At 73.2% G+C, this 18169-nt stretch carries 9 protein-coding genes; 2 read left to right on the forward strand and 7 right to left on the reverse strand.

Features of this window, described 5'->3' with window-relative positions:
- Window positions 1-37 precede the first annotated feature (37 nt).
- From AB5J56_RS01185 to AB5J56_RS01200, 4 genes are read right to left on the reverse strand one after another with little or no spacing between them, the layout of a single operon-like run.
- Window positions 38-784, reverse strand: a complete 747-nt coding sequence (locus AB5J56_RS01185; RefSeq protein WP_369229110.1) for a class I SAM-dependent methyltransferase — start codon at window positions 782-784, stop codon at window positions 38-40.
- Window positions 781-1194 carry a nuclear transport factor 2 family protein gene (locus tag AB5J56_RS01190; RefSeq protein ID WP_369229112.1) on the reverse strand — a complete coding sequence of 138 codons (414 nt, stop codon included), beginning with the start codon at window positions 1192-1194 and terminating at the stop codon, window positions 781-783. The genes AB5J56_RS01185 and AB5J56_RS01190 overlap by 4 nt, the downstream gene beginning before the upstream one ends.
- Window positions 1191-2423, reverse strand: coding sequence for an FAD-dependent monooxygenase (locus tag AB5J56_RS01195; protein WP_369229114.1), 1233 nt, complete (start codon window positions 2421-2423; stop codon window positions 1191-1193). The genes AB5J56_RS01190 and AB5J56_RS01195 overlap by 4 nt, the downstream gene beginning before the upstream one ends.
- A gap of 1 nt (window position 2424) precedes the next feature.
- Window positions 2425-9834 carry an amino acid adenylation domain-containing protein gene (locus tag AB5J56_RS01200; RefSeq protein WP_369229116.1) on the reverse strand — a complete coding sequence of 2470 codons (7410 nt, stop codon included), beginning with the start codon at window positions 9832-9834 and terminating at the stop codon, window positions 2425-2427.
- A gap of 746 nt (window positions 9835-10580) precedes the next feature.
- Here AB5J56_RS01200 and AB5J56_RS01205 point away from each other — a divergent pair.
- Window positions 10581-13355, forward strand: a complete 2775-nt coding sequence (locus AB5J56_RS01205) for a hypothetical protein (RefSeq protein WP_369229117.1) — start codon at window positions 10581-10583, stop codon at window positions 13353-13355.
- A gap of 241 nt (window positions 13356-13596) precedes the next feature.
- Here AB5J56_RS01205 and AB5J56_RS01210 read toward each other — a convergent pair whose 3' ends face one another.
- Window positions 13597-14376, reverse strand: a complete 780-nt coding sequence (locus AB5J56_RS01210; RefSeq protein WP_369229118.1) for a response regulator transcription factor — start codon at window positions 14374-14376, stop codon at window positions 13597-13599.
- A 404-nt stretch (window positions 14377-14780) separates the two neighbouring features.
- Between AB5J56_RS01210 and AB5J56_RS01215 the strand changes: the two genes are divergently transcribed.
- Window positions 14781-16409 (forward strand): IS200/IS605 family accessory protein TnpB-related protein, encoded by a 1629-nt coding sequence (locus AB5J56_RS01215; protein ID WP_369229119.1) that lies wholly within the window; start codon window positions 14781-14783, stop codon window positions 16407-16409.
- On the opposite strand, the gene AB5J56_RS01220 is transcribed toward AB5J56_RS01215, so the two are convergent.
- Complete coding sequence (locus tag AB5J56_RS01220) at window positions 16406-16813, reverse strand: GNAT family N-acetyltransferase (RefSeq protein WP_369229121.1); 408 nt, start codon at window positions 16811-16813, stop codon at window positions 16406-16408. The two genes, AB5J56_RS01215 and AB5J56_RS01220, sit on opposite strands and share 4 nt — an antisense overlap.
- Window positions 16797-18083 (reverse strand): adenylosuccinate lyase, encoded by a 1287-nt coding sequence (gene purB, locus AB5J56_RS01225; RefSeq protein ID WP_369229123.1) that lies wholly within the window; start codon window positions 18081-18083, stop codon window positions 16797-16799. The genes AB5J56_RS01220 and purB overlap by 17 nt, the downstream gene beginning before the upstream one ends.
- Between the last annotated feature and the right edge of the window lie 86 nt (window positions 18084-18169).

Raw genomic sequence — 18169 nt, forward strand, 5'->3', positions numbered from 1 at the left:
TGACGGTGCTGGCGGGCTGCGGCGTGGTCAGGGGTGGTCAGGCGCGGTGTGCGGTGACGCAGCGGCCGAGCCGGTTGGTGGTCTCGGAGCGGATCTGCAGGCCGCACTCGGTCAGGAGGCGGTGCAGGGCGGGGGCGCTGAAGGACTCGGAGCGGAAGCCCTGGGCGCCGCGGAAGAGGGTGCCGCCGTAGCGGCCGGGGGCGGGCTCTGCCAGCTCGCTCACGCACTGGGTGTAGTAGGCGCGGCGTACGGCGGTGGTGCGGGGGTCTTCGTTGAAGACGGAGATGAGGACGGTGCCGCCCAGCGCGCGCAGGCCCGTGAGGGCGCGCCGGGGGTCGGGGAGGTTGCCCAGCAGGTTGAACGGGAGGACGAACAGCGGCTGTTCGCCGGGGATCCGGTGCGACCAGCGGAGGGTTTCCTGTGCGTTGCCGACCAGGGCGGTGGCGTGGGCGCCGAGGCCTTCGTCGGCGATGCGTTCGCGCAGGGCGGCCACCGCGCCGCAGCTGATGTCGATGCCGCAGTAGCGGAGCTGGGCGGCCCGCGCCACCTCCAGTGCCCGCCCGTCGAAGCAGCCGAGTTCGACGACCGCGTCGCAGGGTCCCTCAAGCGCCGTCTTGAACGCGGCCAGGCACTCCATCTGCAGGAAGGTCAGGACCTCGTCGGGGAAGTGCGCCACGCTCATGATCGCGGTGGCGCCGGTGCCGTCGCGGTAGAACCGGTCGGGTGAGGGGGGCGTCGGGGCGGGGGGTGGCGCTGTGGCGGGCAGCAGCCCTGCGCGGGTCATCGGGCGGCGAGCGTCTTGGTGAAGTACGCGGTGTCGAAGTACTCGTGCATGCGCGTGATCTGTCCGTCCTTGACCGTGTAGACGGACACGATGCGGTTCTCGTAGGGCACGTTGGCCTTCGTCGTGGAGCGGGAGAGGCATTCCACGGCGACCTGGCCGCCTTCGGCGATCATGCTGCGTACCTCGATCGTGTAGCCCGCCTGCGGGTCGAACAGCTCGCCCAGCGGGAGGAGGAAGCCGCCCACCACCGCGTCGCGGCCCTTCCAGGTCCCGCACACCGGGTGGTCGCCGGCGATCCAGAACTCCACGTCGTCGGCGAGGAGTTGGATGACGGTGGGGGCGTCACGGTCCGCGATCGCGCGCAGATAGCGCTCCACGGTGGCCTTGGGCCCGCCTGCGGGACTGTTCATGAGTGACCTCCGAGCGTGGGAACGAGGACCGGCTGGTCCGCTCCGGGGTAGATGAGCGTCTTGCGCAGCAGTCCGGCCAGGACGGCGCTGGGCATGAGGCGGGCGGCGGTGTTGCGCAGCAGGCGCGGGATCGGGTGCTGCAGCTGTTCGAGGCCGGCCAGCGAGCGGGAGACCTCGACCATCTCGCGGGTGCGCTCGCGCCGGAGGTCCTCGTAGGAGCGCAGTGCGGCGGTCACGCCGCCGAGTTTGTCGGCGGCGTTGAGGCGGCCGGCCAGGACGACGGCGTCCTCGATGGAGGAGCTGCCGCCCTGGGCCAGGCTCGGCAGCATCGGGTGGGCGGCGTCGCCCAGCAGCGTCACCCGGCCGTCGCCCCACTGCTCGAGGAAGGGCCGGTCCTGGCAGGGGACGGCCATGATGGCGGACTGCGGGGTGGCGCGGACGGCGGCGGTCACCTCCTGGGCCCAGCCCGCGTAGGTGCGCAGGATCTCGGTCTTGTCGGCGGTGTAGTCGCGGGCGGCGTGTTCGGGCACGTTCAGGCTGCCCCACCAGTAGAACCGTCCGTGGCCCACGTCGTGGAGGCCGAAGCGGCGGCCCGCGCCCCAGTAGTGTCCGCTGAAGCCGGCCGGGAAGGTGGGGTGGGCGAACTCGGTGATGGCCAGCCAGCACAAAAATCCCCCGTAGCGGGGGGCGGTGGGACCGGTGCCCGCGACCTGGCCGCGGATGACCGAGTGGATGCCGTCGGCGCCGATGAGCACGTCGCCGTGGGCCTCGGTGCCGTCGGCGAAGTGCACGCGCACGCCGTCGGCGGAGGTCTCGTAGTGCAGTGCGGTGGCGCCCAGCGTGATGGGGCAGTCGCCGGCCGCTTCGCGCAGCGCCTGCTGCAGGTCCCCGCGGTACAGGCAGATGCTGGGGGCGCCGGCTTCGCGGTCGACGCGGGCGTGCGGGAGTTCGAAGAGGCGGCGTCCGGTGGGGGTGGTGAACTTCATCTGGGTGACCACCTGGCCGCGCTGCTCAAGGTCGAGGTCGAGGCCGAGGGTGGCCAGTGCGCGGATGGCGTTGGCGCCCACCGAGATGCCGAACCCGGCGGGCTTGAGCTCGCCGGCGCGTTCGTAGATCTCGACGTCCATGCCGATGCGGCGCAGGGCGACGGCGGCGGTGAGTCCGCCGATGCCGGCGCCGATGATCAGGGCCTTTTTTCCGGCGACCCCGGCGGCCATGTCAGCGGCCATGTCAGTACCTCCCGGTCGGTTGAGCCGATGGGGTCGCGGGGTGCCCCGTGGATTCGGCGAGGATGGCGGCGACGCTGCGCACGTGCGGGTCCTGGACGATCTGCATGTGGTCGCCGGAGACGTCCAGGACGCGGACGCGGCCGGTGGTAAGCGCGCCCCAGCCGTTGGCCGGGTCGCCGTAGAGGCTGCCGGCGAGGTCGTGGACGGGTTTGAGGACGTCGGGCAGGGAGCCGCGGGCGCGGATCAGGACGAGGTCCTGGTCGGTGGGGGCGGGCCGCCAGCCCAGCAGGGCGTCCCAGTTGGCGCGGAACATCTCAAAGACGCGGCGCAGCGAGGTGTCCGCGTCGTCGGCGCCGAGCATGCCGGTGCGCACGGCGAGTTCGCGGACGCTGGCGAACGCGTCGCCCTCGTCGCGCAGTTCGCGGAACGCGGCCGTCGGTACGTCGCCGCCGGCGTCCAGCCAGAGCAGTTCCCAGAAGAACCAGGTCATCAGGGACAGGGCGTCGACCTGGGGGCGGGTGGCGCTCTGGTCGAGGGCGTCGGAGTCGATGAGGAGCACGTCGGCGACCTGATCGCCGGCGGCCCGCAGCTGGGCGGCCATCTCGAAGGCGATGTGTCCGCCGAAGGACCAGCCGCCGATGGTGTAGGGGCCGTGCGGCTGGACGGTGCGCATGGCGGCCACGTAGCTGCGGGCGATCTCCTCGACGGTGCGCAGGGGCTGGGTGCCCGGCGCGATGCCGGCCGCCTGGAAGCCGTACAGCGGCTGGTCGGGCGGCAGGGCGCGGGCCAGCGGCAGGTAGCACAGCACGTTGCCGCCGGTGGGGTGGGCCAGGAACACCGGCCGCCGTGTTCCGGACGCCCGCAGCGGGATGAGGGGGCCCGCCGCGGCGGGGGGGTTGCCGTCGCCCTCGCGCAGCAGGGCGGCCAGTGCGGCGACGGTGGGCGCGGTGATCAGCGCCGAGAGCGGGACGGCCGTGCCCAGGCTCTGTTCGATGCGGATCACCAGGCGTACGGCGGTCAGTGAGGTGGCGCCGAGTTCGAACAGGTCGTCGTGGGCGCCCACGGTGGGCAGCTGGAGCAGTTCGGCGGCGATGCCGGCCAGCCGGCGCTCCAGCGGATCCAACGGCGCGGCAGCGGCGGCCCGGCGGGTGAGCGGGAGGCGGCGCAGGGCGGCGTCGTCGCGTTTCCCGCTGGGGGTGTGCGGCAGCGCGCTGACGCACTGAAGGTGGGAGGGGACCATGTGGCCGGGCAGCTGGGCGCGCAGGTCCCGGCGCACCGCGTCCAGGTCGACGGCGTGCGGGCCGGCGACCAGGAATGCGGCCAGGAAGGACGCCGGGCCCTGGCCGCGGGCCACGACGGCCGCCTCGCTGATGCCCGCCGCGCGGGCCGCGGGCGTGGCGGTGAGGGCGAGTTCGACTTCGGCGGGCTCGATGCGGAAGCCGCGGATCTTGACCTGGGTGTCGGTGCGGCCCAGGCAGACGACCTCCCCGCCGGGCAGGGTGTAGCCGAGGTCGCCGGTGCGGTAGGCGCGCACCCCGTCGGGGTGGCCGGGCCGGGCCGGGAGCAGGACGAAGCGTTCGGCGGTCAGGCCGGGCTGGTGTTCGTAGCCGTCGGCCAGGCAGGCGCCGGCGGCGTAGATCTCGCCGGTCGCCCCGGCGGGCAGCGGGCGCAGGGCGCGGTCTCGGACCGTGACCTCGCTGGCGTCGACGGCCGTGCCGATGGGCGGCAGCGCGGGGTAGCGTGCCGGATCGCCGGTCATGGTGAAGCCGGTGACGATGTGCGTCTCGGTGGGCCCGTACTGGTTTTCCAGGAGGACGCCGTCGGCCGGCAGGGCGGCGCACAGGCGGCGGATCTCGTCGGTGACGCGCAGCTGCTCCCCCGCCGAGATGATCACCCTGAGGGCGCGGGGCACCAGGCCCAGCGCGGCGGAGGTCTCCGCGAGCTGCTGGAGCGCCACGTAGGGCAGGAAGACCCGCTCGACGCGTTCCTGGTCGAGCAGGCGCAGCAGGGCGGGGAAGTCCAGGCGCTGCTGTTCGCCGACGAGTTGCAGCGTGGTGCCCGCGCACAGGGTGGCGAAGATTTCCTGCAGGTGGACGTCGAAGCCGAGGGCGGAGAACTGCAGGGTGGGGCCGGTCACCGCGCCGCTGGGGATGCGGTTTTGCCAGCGGATGAGGCCGGCCAGGGCGCGGTGCGGCATCGTGACGGCTTTGGGGTGGCCGGTGGAGCCGGAGGTGAACAGGACGTAGCAGGTGCTGTCGGGGTCGATCACCGGCGGCTCGAACGGTGCGGCGGGGGCGGTGTCCGGGTCATCGCCAGGCAGGTGCAGGGACTCGGCCGCGAGCAGCGGGGCGTCGCCCAGCAGTCCCGCGTGGTGCTGTGGGGCGATGACGGTGAAGGGCCGGACCGTCTCGAGCATCGCGGCGATGCGGGCGGGCGGGTAGCCGGTGTCCAGCGGGACGCTGGCCAGGCCCGCGCGGGCCACGCCGAGGACGGCCGCGACGTAGTGCGGGCCGCGGTCCATGGCGATGCCGATCCGGGCCCCGGGGGTGGCGCCGTCGGCCAGCAGCCGGCGGGCGATCAGGTCCGCGGCGCGGTCGAGTCGGCGGTAGGTCCAGCGCTGTTCTTCGAAGGCGAGGGCGATCGCGTCGGGCGCTGCTTCGGCGCGGGCGTGGACGGCCCGGGCCAGGTCGAGGGGCACCGCCGCCCCATCCCCGGTGTCGTCGGTGTCGTCGGTGTCGGTGTTGGTGTCGTCGGTGGCTTCGGCGGGTCCGCGGCCGGGTGCGGTGGCCGACCGGGGGGCCAGGAAGGCCAGGTCCGCGCTCTCGTCGGGGTGGGTGAGGATGCGCTGAAGGATCCGCACGTAGGTGTCGGCGATCAGCGCGGCCTGGCCGGGGGTGTAGGCGCGGCCGTCGCAGTCCAGGCTCAGCCGCAGGCGGCCGTCGACGGGGTGGACGATGGCACTGACCAGCAGGCCGATGCCGCTCTCCTCCCAGGTCTGCACCGACAGCATGTCGAGTTCGGGCAGCCGCAGCACCGTGTCCAGCACGTGCAGGTGCACGTAGTTGAACGCGGTGTCGATGAGCGGGCCGCCGAAGTCCTCCTGGATGCGGCTGAGCGGGTAGTGGCGGTGTCCGAAGCTCTCCCGCTCCTGGCGGAAGACCTCCTGCACGTGCTCGCCCAGGCTGCGCGCGGCGGCATCCACCCGCAGCGGCAGGGTGTTGAGGAACAGCCCGGCGGTGCGGTCGGCGCCCGGCTGCTCCGAGCGGCCGTGCACCACCAGCCCCGTCGTCACGTCGCCCTGCCCGGACAGCAGCCGCAGCGTCAGGCTGTGGGCGGCGAACAGCGTCGACTTCACCGGCAGTCCGCGCGCGCGGGTGAAGTCCCGCAGCCGCTCCTGAAGCTCGTCGGGCAGCGTGGCCAGGTGGGTGAAACGGCCGGCCGCACCGGGCTGCTGGGCGGTCGCGAACCTCGGCAGCTGCAGCGGTACGGCGCCGCGCAGCCGCGTCTCCCAGTAGCCGCGGGCCTCGGGCGAGGTGAGGGCCGCGAGCTCCGCGGCCACGTACAGCGCCGGTGAGGGCAGCGCAGTGGCGGACACGGCGGGGATGTCCGCCCCCAGGCCGTGCAGATAGTCCTGGAGCAGCTCGCTCAGCAGGGCGGCGACGCTTCCGCCGTCCAGGACGGCGTGGTGGAAGCTCAGCACGAGGTCGATGCGGCCCGGCCGGGCGTGGACGCGCAGCAGGTGCAGCGGGCCCGCCTCGAAGTCGTAGCGGTGACGGCGGCGTTCGGTGATGTGCCGGGCCAGCTCGGCGTCCGCCGCCGCCTCGCCGGCGCCGCGCAGGTCGCGGCACTCCAGCGCGCCCGGAGCCGGCGGGCGCACGATCTGCAGCGGCTCGGAGTACCCGGCCAGCGAGATGACGGAGCGCAGCGCGGGATGCCGGGCCGTCAGCCGGTCGTAGCAGGCACGCAGCCGCTGCGGATCCCAGGGCATCCGCAGGCTGTAGTGGAAGACGTCCCGGTAGGGGCCCAGGTCCGGCCGGCCGTCCCCGGCACCGGCCTCTGTGTCTGGGTCTGGGTCTGGGTCTGGGTCTGGGTCTGCGGAGCGCAGGCTGTGGTAGACCATGCCCAGTTGCAGGCGGCTGAGCGGGAAGGCGTCCTGCGCGCCGTCCACGTCCAGGCGGTGGCGGTCCGCGGGCGCCGCCAGGGCGAACGGGGCGGGCGCCGCGGCCCCGCTCTCGCCCTCGCCCCGGTCGCCGGCCGGGACGGCGTGCTCGGCCAGCGCGGCCACCGTCGGATGCTGCATCAGGTCGCGGATCTCGAACCGCAGTCCGCGCCGTTCGGCCTCGGCGCGCACCCGCAGCGCCAGCAGGGAGTCCCCGCCCAGCGCGTAGAAGTCGTCGTGCACGCCCGCCCCGGTGCCCAGGACCTGCGACCACACGGCGGCCAGCACGGACTCGGCGCCCGCCCGCGGGGGCCGGGACGGTGCGGCCGCGCGCTCGGGCGCGGGCAGCGCGGCCCGGTCCAGTTTCCCGTTCGGCGTCAGCGGCAGCGCCTCAACCCACCGCCAGGCGGCCGGTATCAGCGGGCCGGGCAGGGTGCGGGCCAGCTCGGCGCGCAGCAGCGCCGGGGCGATCTCCCGCTCGCCGGTGAGATAGGCCACCAGATGGGTGCCCTGCTCCGCGGTGGTGCGGGCCACCACCGCCGCGGCGCGCACGCCCGCGATCGCGGTGAGCGCCGCCTGGACCTCGCCGGGTTCGACCCGGTGCCCGCGGATCTTGACCTGGTCGTCGATCCGGCCGAGGTATTCAAACAGTCCCCCGGCCGTCCGGCGGGCGAGGTCACCGGTGCGGTACAGGCGCCCGCCCGGCGTGAACGGGTCGGCCGTGAACCGCTCGCGGCTCAGCTCCGGGCGGCCCAGATAGCCGCGCGCCACCTGGATGCCGCCGATGCACAACTCGCCGGGCACACCGGCCGGTTGCGGCTCGTCGCCCGGGCCGAGCACGTACAGCTGGGTGTTGTCGACCGGGCGGCCGATCGGCACGTGCCGCACCCGGTGGGCGGGGTCGTCCGGGCAGTCGTAGTAGGTGACGTCGACGGTGGCCTCGGTGGGGCCGTAGAGGTTGACCAGCCGCGGCGGCCGCTCCAGCGCGGCGAAGAGTGCGGTGAACCGGTTGACCAGATCGGGCGTGAGCGCCTCGCCGCTGCAGAACACATAACGCAGCGACGCCGCGCGGGACACCGCCGCGGGCTCGTCCTCCAGCATGTCCAGGAACGGGCCGAGCATGGCGGGCACGAAGTGCACGACCGTGACCTGGTGGGCGGCGACGGCCCGCAGGATCTCCCGCGGGTCGCGGTGGGCCCGGGGCGGGAGCATGGCCACCGCCGCGCCGGAGGCCGCCCACCAGAACAGCTCCCACACGGACACGTCGAACGAGGCCGGGGTCTTCTGCAGGATCACGTCGCTAGGGCCGAGGGGGTAGCGGCGCTGCATCCACAGCAGCCGGTTGACCACCGAGCGGTGCTCGACCATGACCCCCTTGGGGCCGCCGGTCGACCCGGACGTGTAGATGACGTAGGCGAGATGGCCGCCCGGCACGTCACCGGGCGCCGTCACACGGCCGGGCGAAGGGCCGTCGGAGAGGGGAAGGGTGTCGACGCGGATCACCGCCGCGGGCGCCTGGGGCGGCACCAGGTGTGCGGTCGACTCCTCGGCGAGCACCGCCACCGCCCCGCTGTCGCGCAGCAGATACGCGATGCGCTCGGCCGGGTAGTCGGGGTCGACGGGCACATAGGCCGCCCCGGCGCGCAGCACGCCCAGCAGGGCCGCCGGCAGCGCGACGCCGCGCTCCAACAGCACCGCGACCCTCTCCTGCGCCGCCACCCCCGCCCGCCCGAGCGCATCTGCCACCCGGGCGGCATACGCCTCCAGCGCGGCGTACGTCATCGCACCGGCGGCATCGCGCACCGCGACCTGCTCGGGGCTGCGCCGGGCCTGCTGTTCGAACAGTCCGTGCACCGTGGCGCCGTGGGGCAGCGGTGTGCTGGGCCCGCGGGCGGCGTCCAGCGCGGCCGCCCGCCCGGCGGCGTCCAGGAGCGGGATGCGGGCGGCGGGCCGGGCCGGGTCGGCGAGGCCGTGCACCAGCAGGGCGCGCAGATGCTCCGCCACCCGCGCGGGCGGCAGGTCGTCGTCGAACACGTCCGGGGCGCAGTCGAGTTCGATCCGGACACCGCCGGTGCCCCGGTGGTGGACGACCAGGATCGCCAGCGCGTCCTGGTCGTGCCGGCGCTGGTGGCCGGTGCGCTCCTGGACCAGCCCCGCCACGTCGGGCAGTTCGGGCAGGTTCAGGTAGGAGATGGTGGCGTCGAACAGCCGCCGCCCGCCGCCGGTGGCGGATGCGGCGGGCCGGGGCACATCGCCGGGGGCGAGCCTTTCGTGGCGGCGCAGCTCCCGGACGTCGGCGGCGACCTGTGCGGCTGCCGCGCCGAGGGTGCGGTCGGGGGGTGCGGGGACGCGCAGCGGGAGCGTGGTGGCGAAGTGCCCGACGGTGGCGGCGTGCTGCGGGGTGCGCCGGTTGAGGAAGGCGACCCCCAGGACCGTCTCGTCCGTGCCGTGCAGGCGGGCAAGATAGGTGCCCAGCGCCGCGGCGACGTAGGAGAAGACGGAGCTGCCCATGGCCCGGATCCCGGCCACCTCCCCGGGCTCCAGGGTGAGCAACACCCGCCGGGCCGCCGTCGCGGGCGGCGCCGGGCGCCGGGCGAACAGCGCCGGGACCGCGCCGCCGAGCCGCTCACGGAAGTAGTCCTGGTCCAGGCGGTGCTCGGCGCCGCCGCGGTAGGCGAGGTCCTCCTCGACGAACGCGCGATACGACGGCGCGCCGGGCTCCTCGGGATCACCCTGCGTGTCGGGTGATCCCGGTGCGTCGGACGACCGGCCGTCTGCTGCGTGCCGCGCGTAGTCGGCGAGGACCTGGGTGAGAAGCAGGTCCAGCGCGTAGCCGTCCGCCACGATGTGGTGGGCGCGCAGGACGATGTGGACGTGCTGCGCGTCCTGCCGCAGCAGGGCCGCGTAAAAGAGCCGGTCGGCTCCCAGCCGCATGGGCACGGTGAGCGCGGCGTCCACCAGGCCGGCGCACGCGGCCGCCGGGTCCGCCTGCCCGGACAGGTCCCAGACCTCGGCCGGGGCGAGCTGGGGATCGGTCCACTGGTAGGGGACGCCGCCGGCCTCGCCGAACCGGGCGCGCAGCGCGTCATGACGGCGCGTCACCCGCTCCAGGCTCCCGGCCAGTACGTCGAGGTCCACCGGGCCGCGCAGCCGTTCATGGGCGGTGATGGTGAACTGCGGCGACTGTTCGGCGGACCCGCACACGGTCCAGATGTCCCGCTGGTGAGCCGTCAGCGGGAAACGCTCCGTCATGGCCGGCTCCCCGGGACGGCCGGCACCAGGGGGCAAAAAGCCCGGCCGGCCGGGCCCGCCGGGCCCGCCGGGAAGTCGCCGCCCCTGCGCCCGCAGTCGTCATGCCGGTCCCGGAGCGCCCCGTGGTCCGCCTGCACCCGCGCGTCACCGGCGTCGCCGCGTATCCCCCGCATGCCATCCCTCTCCCCCGGCTGATCGACCGGCGGCCACTGTTCCAAGGTGGCCTAAAGGCACCCTTCAGCTATCCGGAGTCCGACGCCCCGCGCCGGCAGCCCAGCTCGCCGCAGGCTTCGACGCGCAGGAGAAAGGGGCGGCTCACACACCACAACGGCTGTGAGCGGCGGCAGACGAGGCCGGCCGCGAGCCCGGACGGATGCGGCGCTGACCATGGCGGGTTCGGTCCCTTCCGCCGAGTTCAGCCGTGAAGTTGTCCGGTCTGCGGACGCCGGAGGCGTCGGGCCGAACGGATGGGGCGGGGGCGTGTCCTGTGTTCTACGGCTTCGCCGGTCCCGCTCGGCTTCGGGCAGCGCGGGACAGCTGGGGACGGCGCCGGGTGCTGCCGAGGGGCGTGGGCCGGATCCGCTCCGGTGGTACCCGGGCCGCCCGGGGACGAGCGTCCGCTGACCGGTGTCCCGGCGCGGGGCGAGTTGGCCGGTAGCGGGTCTGGGGGAATGCGGGCCTCGGTGCTGAGGTGAGGGCCCAGCGTCGCGTGCCTGAAGCCGCGGCCTTTCAGAGAGGGGATGCCCATGGCGTTCCTCAGGTCCAAGTCGACGGGATACCGCTGCGCGGTGGCGTGCCCGACCGGACAGGGATGGTCGGCGATGTTCCTGCGGCCCGGCAGGGCCGCGGGCGTCAGCGAAACAGGGCTGCTTTTCGAGGCGGCCACCCACGACGCGTTCGGGGGGCAGTTCACCGACCTGCGGCAGGCGGCGTACCAGAACTTCAAGCTGTACCCGGAGGCGGTGTTACAACTGCCCGCCCACACCGACGGGTCGGCGCAGTACCTGTTCATCACCGGCACCGACAGCCTGACCTACCGCGTGGGCACCGGTGCCGTCCAGCACAACCAGCTGGAGATGCTCTCCTGGCTGCCCGCCGACTGGCAGTACAACGTCGACGCCCTGCTGCAGGCGCCCAATTCGGCGGCGGACGAGTGGCGCACGTACCTGTTCAAGGGCAGCCGGGTCATCACCTACAACTGGACCAGGGTCTGGGCGCCCATCGAGCGCAATGCGCTGATCACCGACGGGCCGGACGCGGACGCGCCGGGCTGGGCCCAGCTCCCGGCCGACTTCCGCGCCGACCTCGACCACGTCGTCGCGCTGCCGCCCGCCTCCGGCGGCATACGCCGCTCGCTGCTCGTCAAGGGGGACATGGGGCTCGTCCTCAACTGGCGCACCGGAGTGGAGACGTCGGGCGCGCTCACCTCACTGACCACGGGCCTGGGCGCGTTGCCGGCGCCCTATCCGACACCGTATCTCCCGATGTCGGGAACGTACCGGGCCACCAACGCCGATCAGAGCATCGAGGCGCGGGTCGACGTCGACGGGGTGGGCACGCTGTCCACGATCAGCGGCGACCTGTTCACGGTGGCGGGCGGAACCACCGCCTACGCCAACTCCTTCCGCTCCACCAGTGTGGAGGTGCAGTGGACCGAGACCTACGTGGTGGTGGTGGGCAAGGGACTCACCTGGGCCACCGCGGCACCCGACCTCACCCAGGTCCGGATCCTGCTCTACCTCACCGCGGCCGGTCAGCCGGCCCGGTCGGCCGGATGGCTGACCCTGGAGGACGCCAACTCCTACCGCGCCGTCTGGTACGACCTGCCCAAGACGTCCGCGTACTTCCGCACCGTCGACTACGAGGTCGACACGGTGGTCGGGGAGGCGGAGCTCGTCCGCTACGACACGGCCAACGCCGCCACGCCGCCCGGGTATGCCAACCGGGTCATCACCGTGCCGTCCGCGTTCGCCGAGGCGGGCCTCGAGCTGCGGATCGCCGGGACCCGCAACGTGCTCGACACCACCGGCACCGGTACGGACCTGCTGTGGTCCAGCGCCGAGCTGCACGCGGCCATGGTGGCGAACTTCAGCGGGCACCGCGACGTGCCGCAGTGGAAGCTGTGGGCCCTGGTCGCGGGCAAGTACGCCGACGGCGAGGGCACCGCCGGGATCATGTTCGACACGACCGGTCTGCAGCGGCAGGGCATGGCCGTGTTCGAGCAGACCCTGAGGGAATACGGCCTGGCCGGACACGCCTGGGACATGCACACCTACGTCCACGAGATCGGCCACGCCTTCAACCTGCTGCACTCGTCGCAGAAGAACATCGCGAACCCGCCCGCGCCGCTGGGGCCCCGCAACGGCTTCGGCGACCTGTCATGGATGAACTACCCGCACCTCTACCAGGGGAGCACCGGCAACGGGGTCGACGCGTACTGGGGTGACTTCCCCTTCCAGTTCAGCCAGGACGAGATCCGGCACCTGCGCCACGGCTTCTACCGGCACGTCATCATGGGCGGCAGCAACTTCATCGCCGACGCCGCGATGGACCTCTCGGCGGCGGAGGCGTTCGCCCTGCCACTGACCGATGAATCCGGCCTCGCGCTGGAGCTGCAGGGCCAGGACGCGTTCGAGTACGGCGAACCCGTCGTCGCCCAGATCAAGTTGAGCCGCACCGGCAGCCGCAAAGACGTCGTGGTCGCGCCCGACCTGCAGCCATCGGCAGGGCATGTGATCGTCGCGATCACCGACCCCTACGGCCGCTCCCGGATGTTCCGGCCTCTCACCCGCGTATGCGCGGGCCACGACGGTGCAGCGGACACCGTCGCGCTCACGGAGGCGGCGCCGTCCCTCTACACCAGCGTGTACCTCGGCTACGGCGCCGAAGGGCTCTACTTCAGCGAGCCCGGCCTGTACAAGGTGACCGCCGCCTACCAGGCCCCCGACGGATCACGCGCGGTCTCCGCCTCGCGCACGGTCCGGGTCCGCCAGCCGCTCGCCCGCGACGCGCAGCACATCGGCGAACTGATGACGGGCGACGACCAGGGCCGGCTGCTGACGTTCCTCGGCTCCGACGCACCGCAGCTGCAGGCCGGCAACGACGCCCTGCAGGAAGTCATCGAACGCTACGGCGACCACCCCCTGGCCGCGCACGCCCGGCTGGCCCGCGGCGCCAACGCCGGACGCCACTTCCAGCACATCCGCGACGGCCGGCTCGTCGTGCGCGAACCCGACATCAAGGAGAGCGTCCAGCAGCTCAGTGCCGCCATCAACGCCTCCACCGGCGACGAGGGCCTGGACAACATCACCCTGGGCCAGGCGATGCGCCGCCTGGCCCGCGTCCATGCCAAGGACGGAAACCTCCTGGAAGCGGACGCCGTACTCGACAAGATGGTCGCCACCTTCCGGGGCAAGGGCCTGCCCGCGGCGGTCCAGAAGACCATCCAGGCGCAGGCGGAGAAGACCCGCGCAACCATCCACCAGGGCAAGACCCAGACCACCCGCCGCAAGAAGAAGTAACCCTCCCTCCGCGGGTCCGGCCTCGGCAGCTTTTTGGCCCCGGCAGATGGCGTCGCGCGGAGCAGGAGAGGGCACAGCGCCCGGGAAACGAGCCGGCCGTGGACGGGGTACGCCCTTCCCCGGCCGGCTCACGACGGTGCCCGCGGACGCGCCGGTGCACACCCGACAGGGGGCAGCACACCCCGGCCACCCCACCGCCGCGGGCCCGGCCGGAAAACGGCCGGGCAACCCGGCCGGCAGGTCAGCCGCTGCCCAGCTTGAAGCCCACCCCGCGCACGGTCACGATCCACCGGCTGTCCCCCAGCTTGCCGCGCAGGCTGCTGACATGGGTGTCGACGGTGCGCCGCGACCAGGAGTCGCCCCACACCTGCTGCAGCAGCTGGCGGCGCGGGATGACCGTGTCCGGGTGCGAGGCCAGCAGGCACAGCAGGTCGAACTCCTTGCGGGTCAGGGCGACTTCGACGCCGTCGACACTGGCCTCGCGGGAATTGGGGTCGATGCGCAGCCGGCCGTGCCGGATCTCCTTGACGACGGCCGGCTGCCACTGCGCGCGGCGCAGCACGGCCTCGATGCGGGCCATCAGCTCGCGCAGCCCGAAGGGCTTGGTGACGTAGTCGTCGGCGCCCGCCTGCAGTCCCAGGACGCAGTCGAGTTCGGACTGCCGGGCGGTGACGATGATGACCGGCACCCGGCTGACGGACCGGATGGCCCGGCACACCTCCAGCCCGTCCAGGTCGGGCAGTTCCAGCGCCAGCAGCACCAGGTCGACGTCGCCGTGCGCCTGCAGGGCGGCGCCGCCCCGGGTGACGCCGACCGGCTCGTGGCCGTGCCGGCGCAGCTGCGCCACCAGGGAGTCGGTGCGCTCCACGTCGGGGTCCACCACCAGCACGCGCCGCCCCGGCGTAGCCGCCGCGGCGCGCGGCACGGGATACGGGGCCGAGGCGGTGTCCTTGACCAGCCGGAAGGACGGTGGCAGCGGGGTAGGGGGCTCAAGCAGCGACTGTGCCGACATCTGCGTCACGCCTCCCCAGCGTCCTGACACGGCCCGTGCGCGGCGGGTGCGCCGGCCGGGCGGACCCGGAACACATCCCGGACCCGGACCCAAAACGGATCTCGGATCCGGGTCCGGCCGCGGCTTTCGGCCACGCTCCCGCTCCGCTTCGACCGTAGCGACCTGCGGTCGAGCCTCGATCCAGCGCGGGGCAGGCTGCGGCGGGCGCGGCACAGTCCCAAGGGTTGAGGGCTGTTGGCGATTGACTGCGCGCGGGTGCGTTCCGACGCACTCGAGTGGGTGGCCGGGCTGCGGTGCGTCCGGCGCCGGGTAAGGGAACGGGAGTTTCCCTGCCGCATGGGTGTCCTTTGTCGGTGGTGGTCGTTGGGTGGGTTGAGGGTTTCCTCGGCTGACGCGGGGACGGGGGTGAAAGGGTGGGCGGGCTGCGGGAGATGGCGGCGCCGTTCGTTGCCCGGGGGCCGTCCGGTGTGGCGGTCCGCGACCGGTTCAAGCACCTGACGGCCGAGGACGAGAAGATGCTGCGCCTAGTCGGCGACCACCTCGGCTCACTCGCCTCGCGGGATCTGAAGGAGCGGTGCGCGGCCGGGCTGGAGCACGACAGCAAGCAGTGGGCGCACCGCAAGCGTGCCCTGACCAAGGAGTCCTCCTCCCGCTGGGCAGGCAGCATCACGAAGACCAGCCACGATCAGTGGGCGCTCGCCCGGCGCGGGCAGCTCGCGCACATACAGAGCCTCGAAGCGGGGGTGCGCACGATCACGCACCGGCTGTCCCTCCCGCTGGGCGAGAAAGGCACCAACCGCGCTCCGGGCGGCTACCGCAGCAAACGGGAGTGGTTCGCCAAGGCCCGCCGCCAAGGCCTGCTGACCGATCGGCTCGAGGTGGCATGCCGGGACCGTGAGGCCGGACGCGTGTGCGTGGTGCGCGGCGGGAAGCGGCTGCTGAACACCCGCCACCATCTGGACACCGCCCGGCTCACCGAAGCCGAGTGGCGGCAGCGGTGGCAGGCCGGGCGGCGGTTCCTCGCCGCCAACGGCGAGTCCGGCAGCCGGTTCGGCAACCAGACCATCCGTGTCACCCCCCACGGCGAGGTCTCCCTCAAGCTCCCGGCGCCGCTGGCGCACCTGGCCAACGCCCCGCACGGCCGGTACGTGCTCGCCGCCCGCGTGCGATTCGCGCACCGGGGCGGGCAGTGGCGCGACCGCGTCACCGCTAACCGAGCGGTTGCCTACCGCATCCACGAGGACACCGTGCGGGGCCGCTGGTACCTGACAGCCTCGTGGACCATCTCCCCGGTCCAGACCGTCCCCCTGGCTGCGGCCCGCGTGGGCGGCCTGATCGGCGTGGACACCAACGCCGACCACCTCGCCGCCTGGCGTCTGGACGCCCACGGCAACCCCGTCGGCCAGCCGCTCCGGTTCGACTACGACCTCACCGGCATCGCCCAGCATCGCGACGCGCAGATCCGCCACGCGTTGCTCCGCCTGTTGCACTGGGCCAAGCGCCACGGGCTGGCGATCGCGGTCGAAGACCTCGACTTCACCGCCGAGACCACCCGCGAGAAACACGGCTGCAAGAAGCGCTTCCGCAAGCTGATCTCCGGCATGCCCGTGGCCAGGCTGCGGGCCCGGCTCGTGAGCATGGCGGCCGAACTCGGCATCACGATCATCGCCGTCGATCCGGCCTACACCTCCAGGTGGGGCGCTCAGCACTGGCAGAAACCCCTCACCAGCACCACCAGGAAGACCACTCGCCACGACGCGGCCGCCGTGGCGATCGGCAGGCGCGCCCTGGGACACCCGATCCGGCGACGGACGACACCGCCCCCACAGCACCGGAGTGATGCTGTGGGGCATCGGACCGTCCAGGCCCGACCGGAGGCCCCGGGGCGTGAGGGAAACCGCCCCCGCATCCCCGGACCACGGACACGATCCGTGCCGCCCGGACGCGGAGCGAACGCGGTGGACCAGAACGCCCAACACCGTTCGGGGCGTTCGGCTGAGCATGAGTCCTGGCAACAGGACTCACTCCCGCTCAGTCTCTAGGAACAGTTGAGGACCCATGCCGAGTGGTGCGGGGTGAATCCGATGTGCGGGTAGTACGCGGCGGCGGCGGGCGCCGACAGCAGCACGATCTTCGCGGTCGGGGCCTCCTTGGCGGTCGCGTCGATCAGGGCGCGGCCGATCCCGGAGTGCTGGTGGGAGCCGGCCACCGCGATGTCGGAGAGGTAGGTGACGTAGGCGAAGTCGGACACGCTGCGGGCGATGCCGATCAGGGTGCCGTCGGCGTCCCGGGCGACCAGGACCAGGTTGGCATTGTGGACCATGGCGGCCATCCGCGGCCGGTCCTGGACGGGGCGCCGCTCGCCCAGGCCCGAGGAGCGGTACACCTCCAGTACCTCGTCCAGGTCGAGGGCGGTGGGGTCGGCCCGTTCAATCGTCCAGCTCACGGAGCATCTCCAATCGGCTGCGCAGTACGTCGTGGTGGGTGAGGAAACGCTCGGGCCCCAGCCGGCCGGGGTCGATGCCCTCGGCGGCGAGGGAGGCGGTGAAGTGCTGTCCGGTGGTGATCGTATGGTTCGCGGCGGCCTGCACCGCGCGGTAGGCGCGCTCGCGTTCCATGCCCTCGCCCAGCAGGCCGGCCAGGACCGGGGAGCTGTAGATGAGGCCGTCGGTGTGGTCGATGTGGGCGCGCATCCGCTGCGGGTGGACGGTCAGCGAGGCCACCAGGTCGGCTGCCCGGGTGGCCTGGAAGTGGCCCACGCACAGGCTGTCGGGCAGGATGACCCGCTCCACCGACTGGTGGGCCAGGTCGCGTTCGTGCCACAGCGCCACGTTCTCCAGTGCCGCGCCGGCGTGGCTGCGCAGCAGCCGGGCCAGGCCGCACAGCCGTTCGCTGGTGGTGGGGTTGCGTTTGTGGGGCATGGCGCTGGAGCCCTGGTAGGCGGTGGTGCGCTGTTCCTCGACCTCGCGGACCTCGGTGCGCTGCAGCAGCCGCATCTCCAGGGCGATCTGTTCGATGCAGGCGCCCAGGGTGGCCACCGCCTGCACCAGCTGGGCGTGCCGGTCGCGGGCGACGACCTGGCTGGGCACCGGCTCGACGCCGAGGCCGAGTTCCCGGCACACGTGGGCCTCGACATAGGGGTCGATCAGCGCGTAGGTGCCGACCGAGCCGGAGACGGTGCCCACCGCGACGGCGTCGCGGGCCGCTTTGAGGCGGGTCAGGGAGCGGTCGACGGCGAAGGCGTAGCCGCCGAGTTTGTGCCCGAAGGTGGTGGGCTCGGCGTGGATGCCGTGGGTGCGGCCGACCATCACCGTGTCCCAGTGCGCCAGGGCCCGTTCGACCAGCACGCGGCGCAGCTGCCGTCCGGCGCCCAGCAGCAGGTCGGTGGCGCGGGCCAGGGTGTGGCCCAGGGCCGTGTCGACCAGGTCGTAGCTGGTCATGCCGTGGTGGACCCAGCGGGCCGAGGCGTCGGGGAGGTCCTCGCAGTAGGCGGCGAGGAAGGACAGCACCTCGTGGTCGCGGTCCTTCTCGATCTCGGCGACCCGGGCGGCCGAGGGGATGCGGGCGCGGCGCATGTCCTCGAGGGCTTCCTTGGGGACGTGGCCGAGTTCGACCTGGGCCTCGGTGGCGAGGATCTCGACCCGCACCCAGGTGGTGTAGCGCGACTGGTCGGTGAAGAGGTCCGCCATTTCGGGCAGGCAGTAGCGGGGAATCATCTCTCAAGCCTTCGTCCGGGGGCCGGTGAGGGGGATGCGGTGGCGGGGTGGGGGTCCGGTGCGGTGACCTCGGCCGCACCGGACCC

Source organism: Streptomyces sp. R21, from assembly GCF_041051975.1.
Taxonomy (GTDB): Bacteria; Actinomycetota; Actinomycetes; order Streptomycetales; family Streptomycetaceae; genus Streptomyces.

Bases quoted from the DNA above. Each gene is read 5' to 3' on its own strand.
- AB5J56_RS01195 (WP_369229114.1), bottom strand. From the start codon at position 2,423: ATGGCCGCTGACATGGCCGCCGGGGTCGCCGGAAAAAAGGCCCTGATC.
- AB5J56_RS01200 (WP_369229116.1), bottom strand. From the start codon at position 9,834: ATGACGGAGCGTTTCCCGCTGACGGCTCACCAGCGGGACATCTGGACC.
- AB5J56_RS01190 (WP_369229112.1), bottom strand. From the start codon at position 1,194: ATGAACAGTCCCGCAGGCGGGCCCAAGGCCACCGTGGAGCGCTATCTG.
- AB5J56_RS01185 (WP_369229110.1), bottom strand. From the start codon at position 784: ATGACCCGCGCAGGGCTGCTGCCCGCCACAGCGCCACCCCCCGCCCCG.
- AB5J56_RS01205 (WP_369229117.1), top strand. From the start codon at position 10,581: ATGGCGTTCCTCAGGTCCAAGTCGACGGGATACCGCTGCGCGGTGGCG.
- purB (WP_369229123.1), bottom strand. From the start codon at position 18,083: ATGATTCCCCGCTACTGCCTGCCCGAAATGGCGGACCTCTTCACCGAC.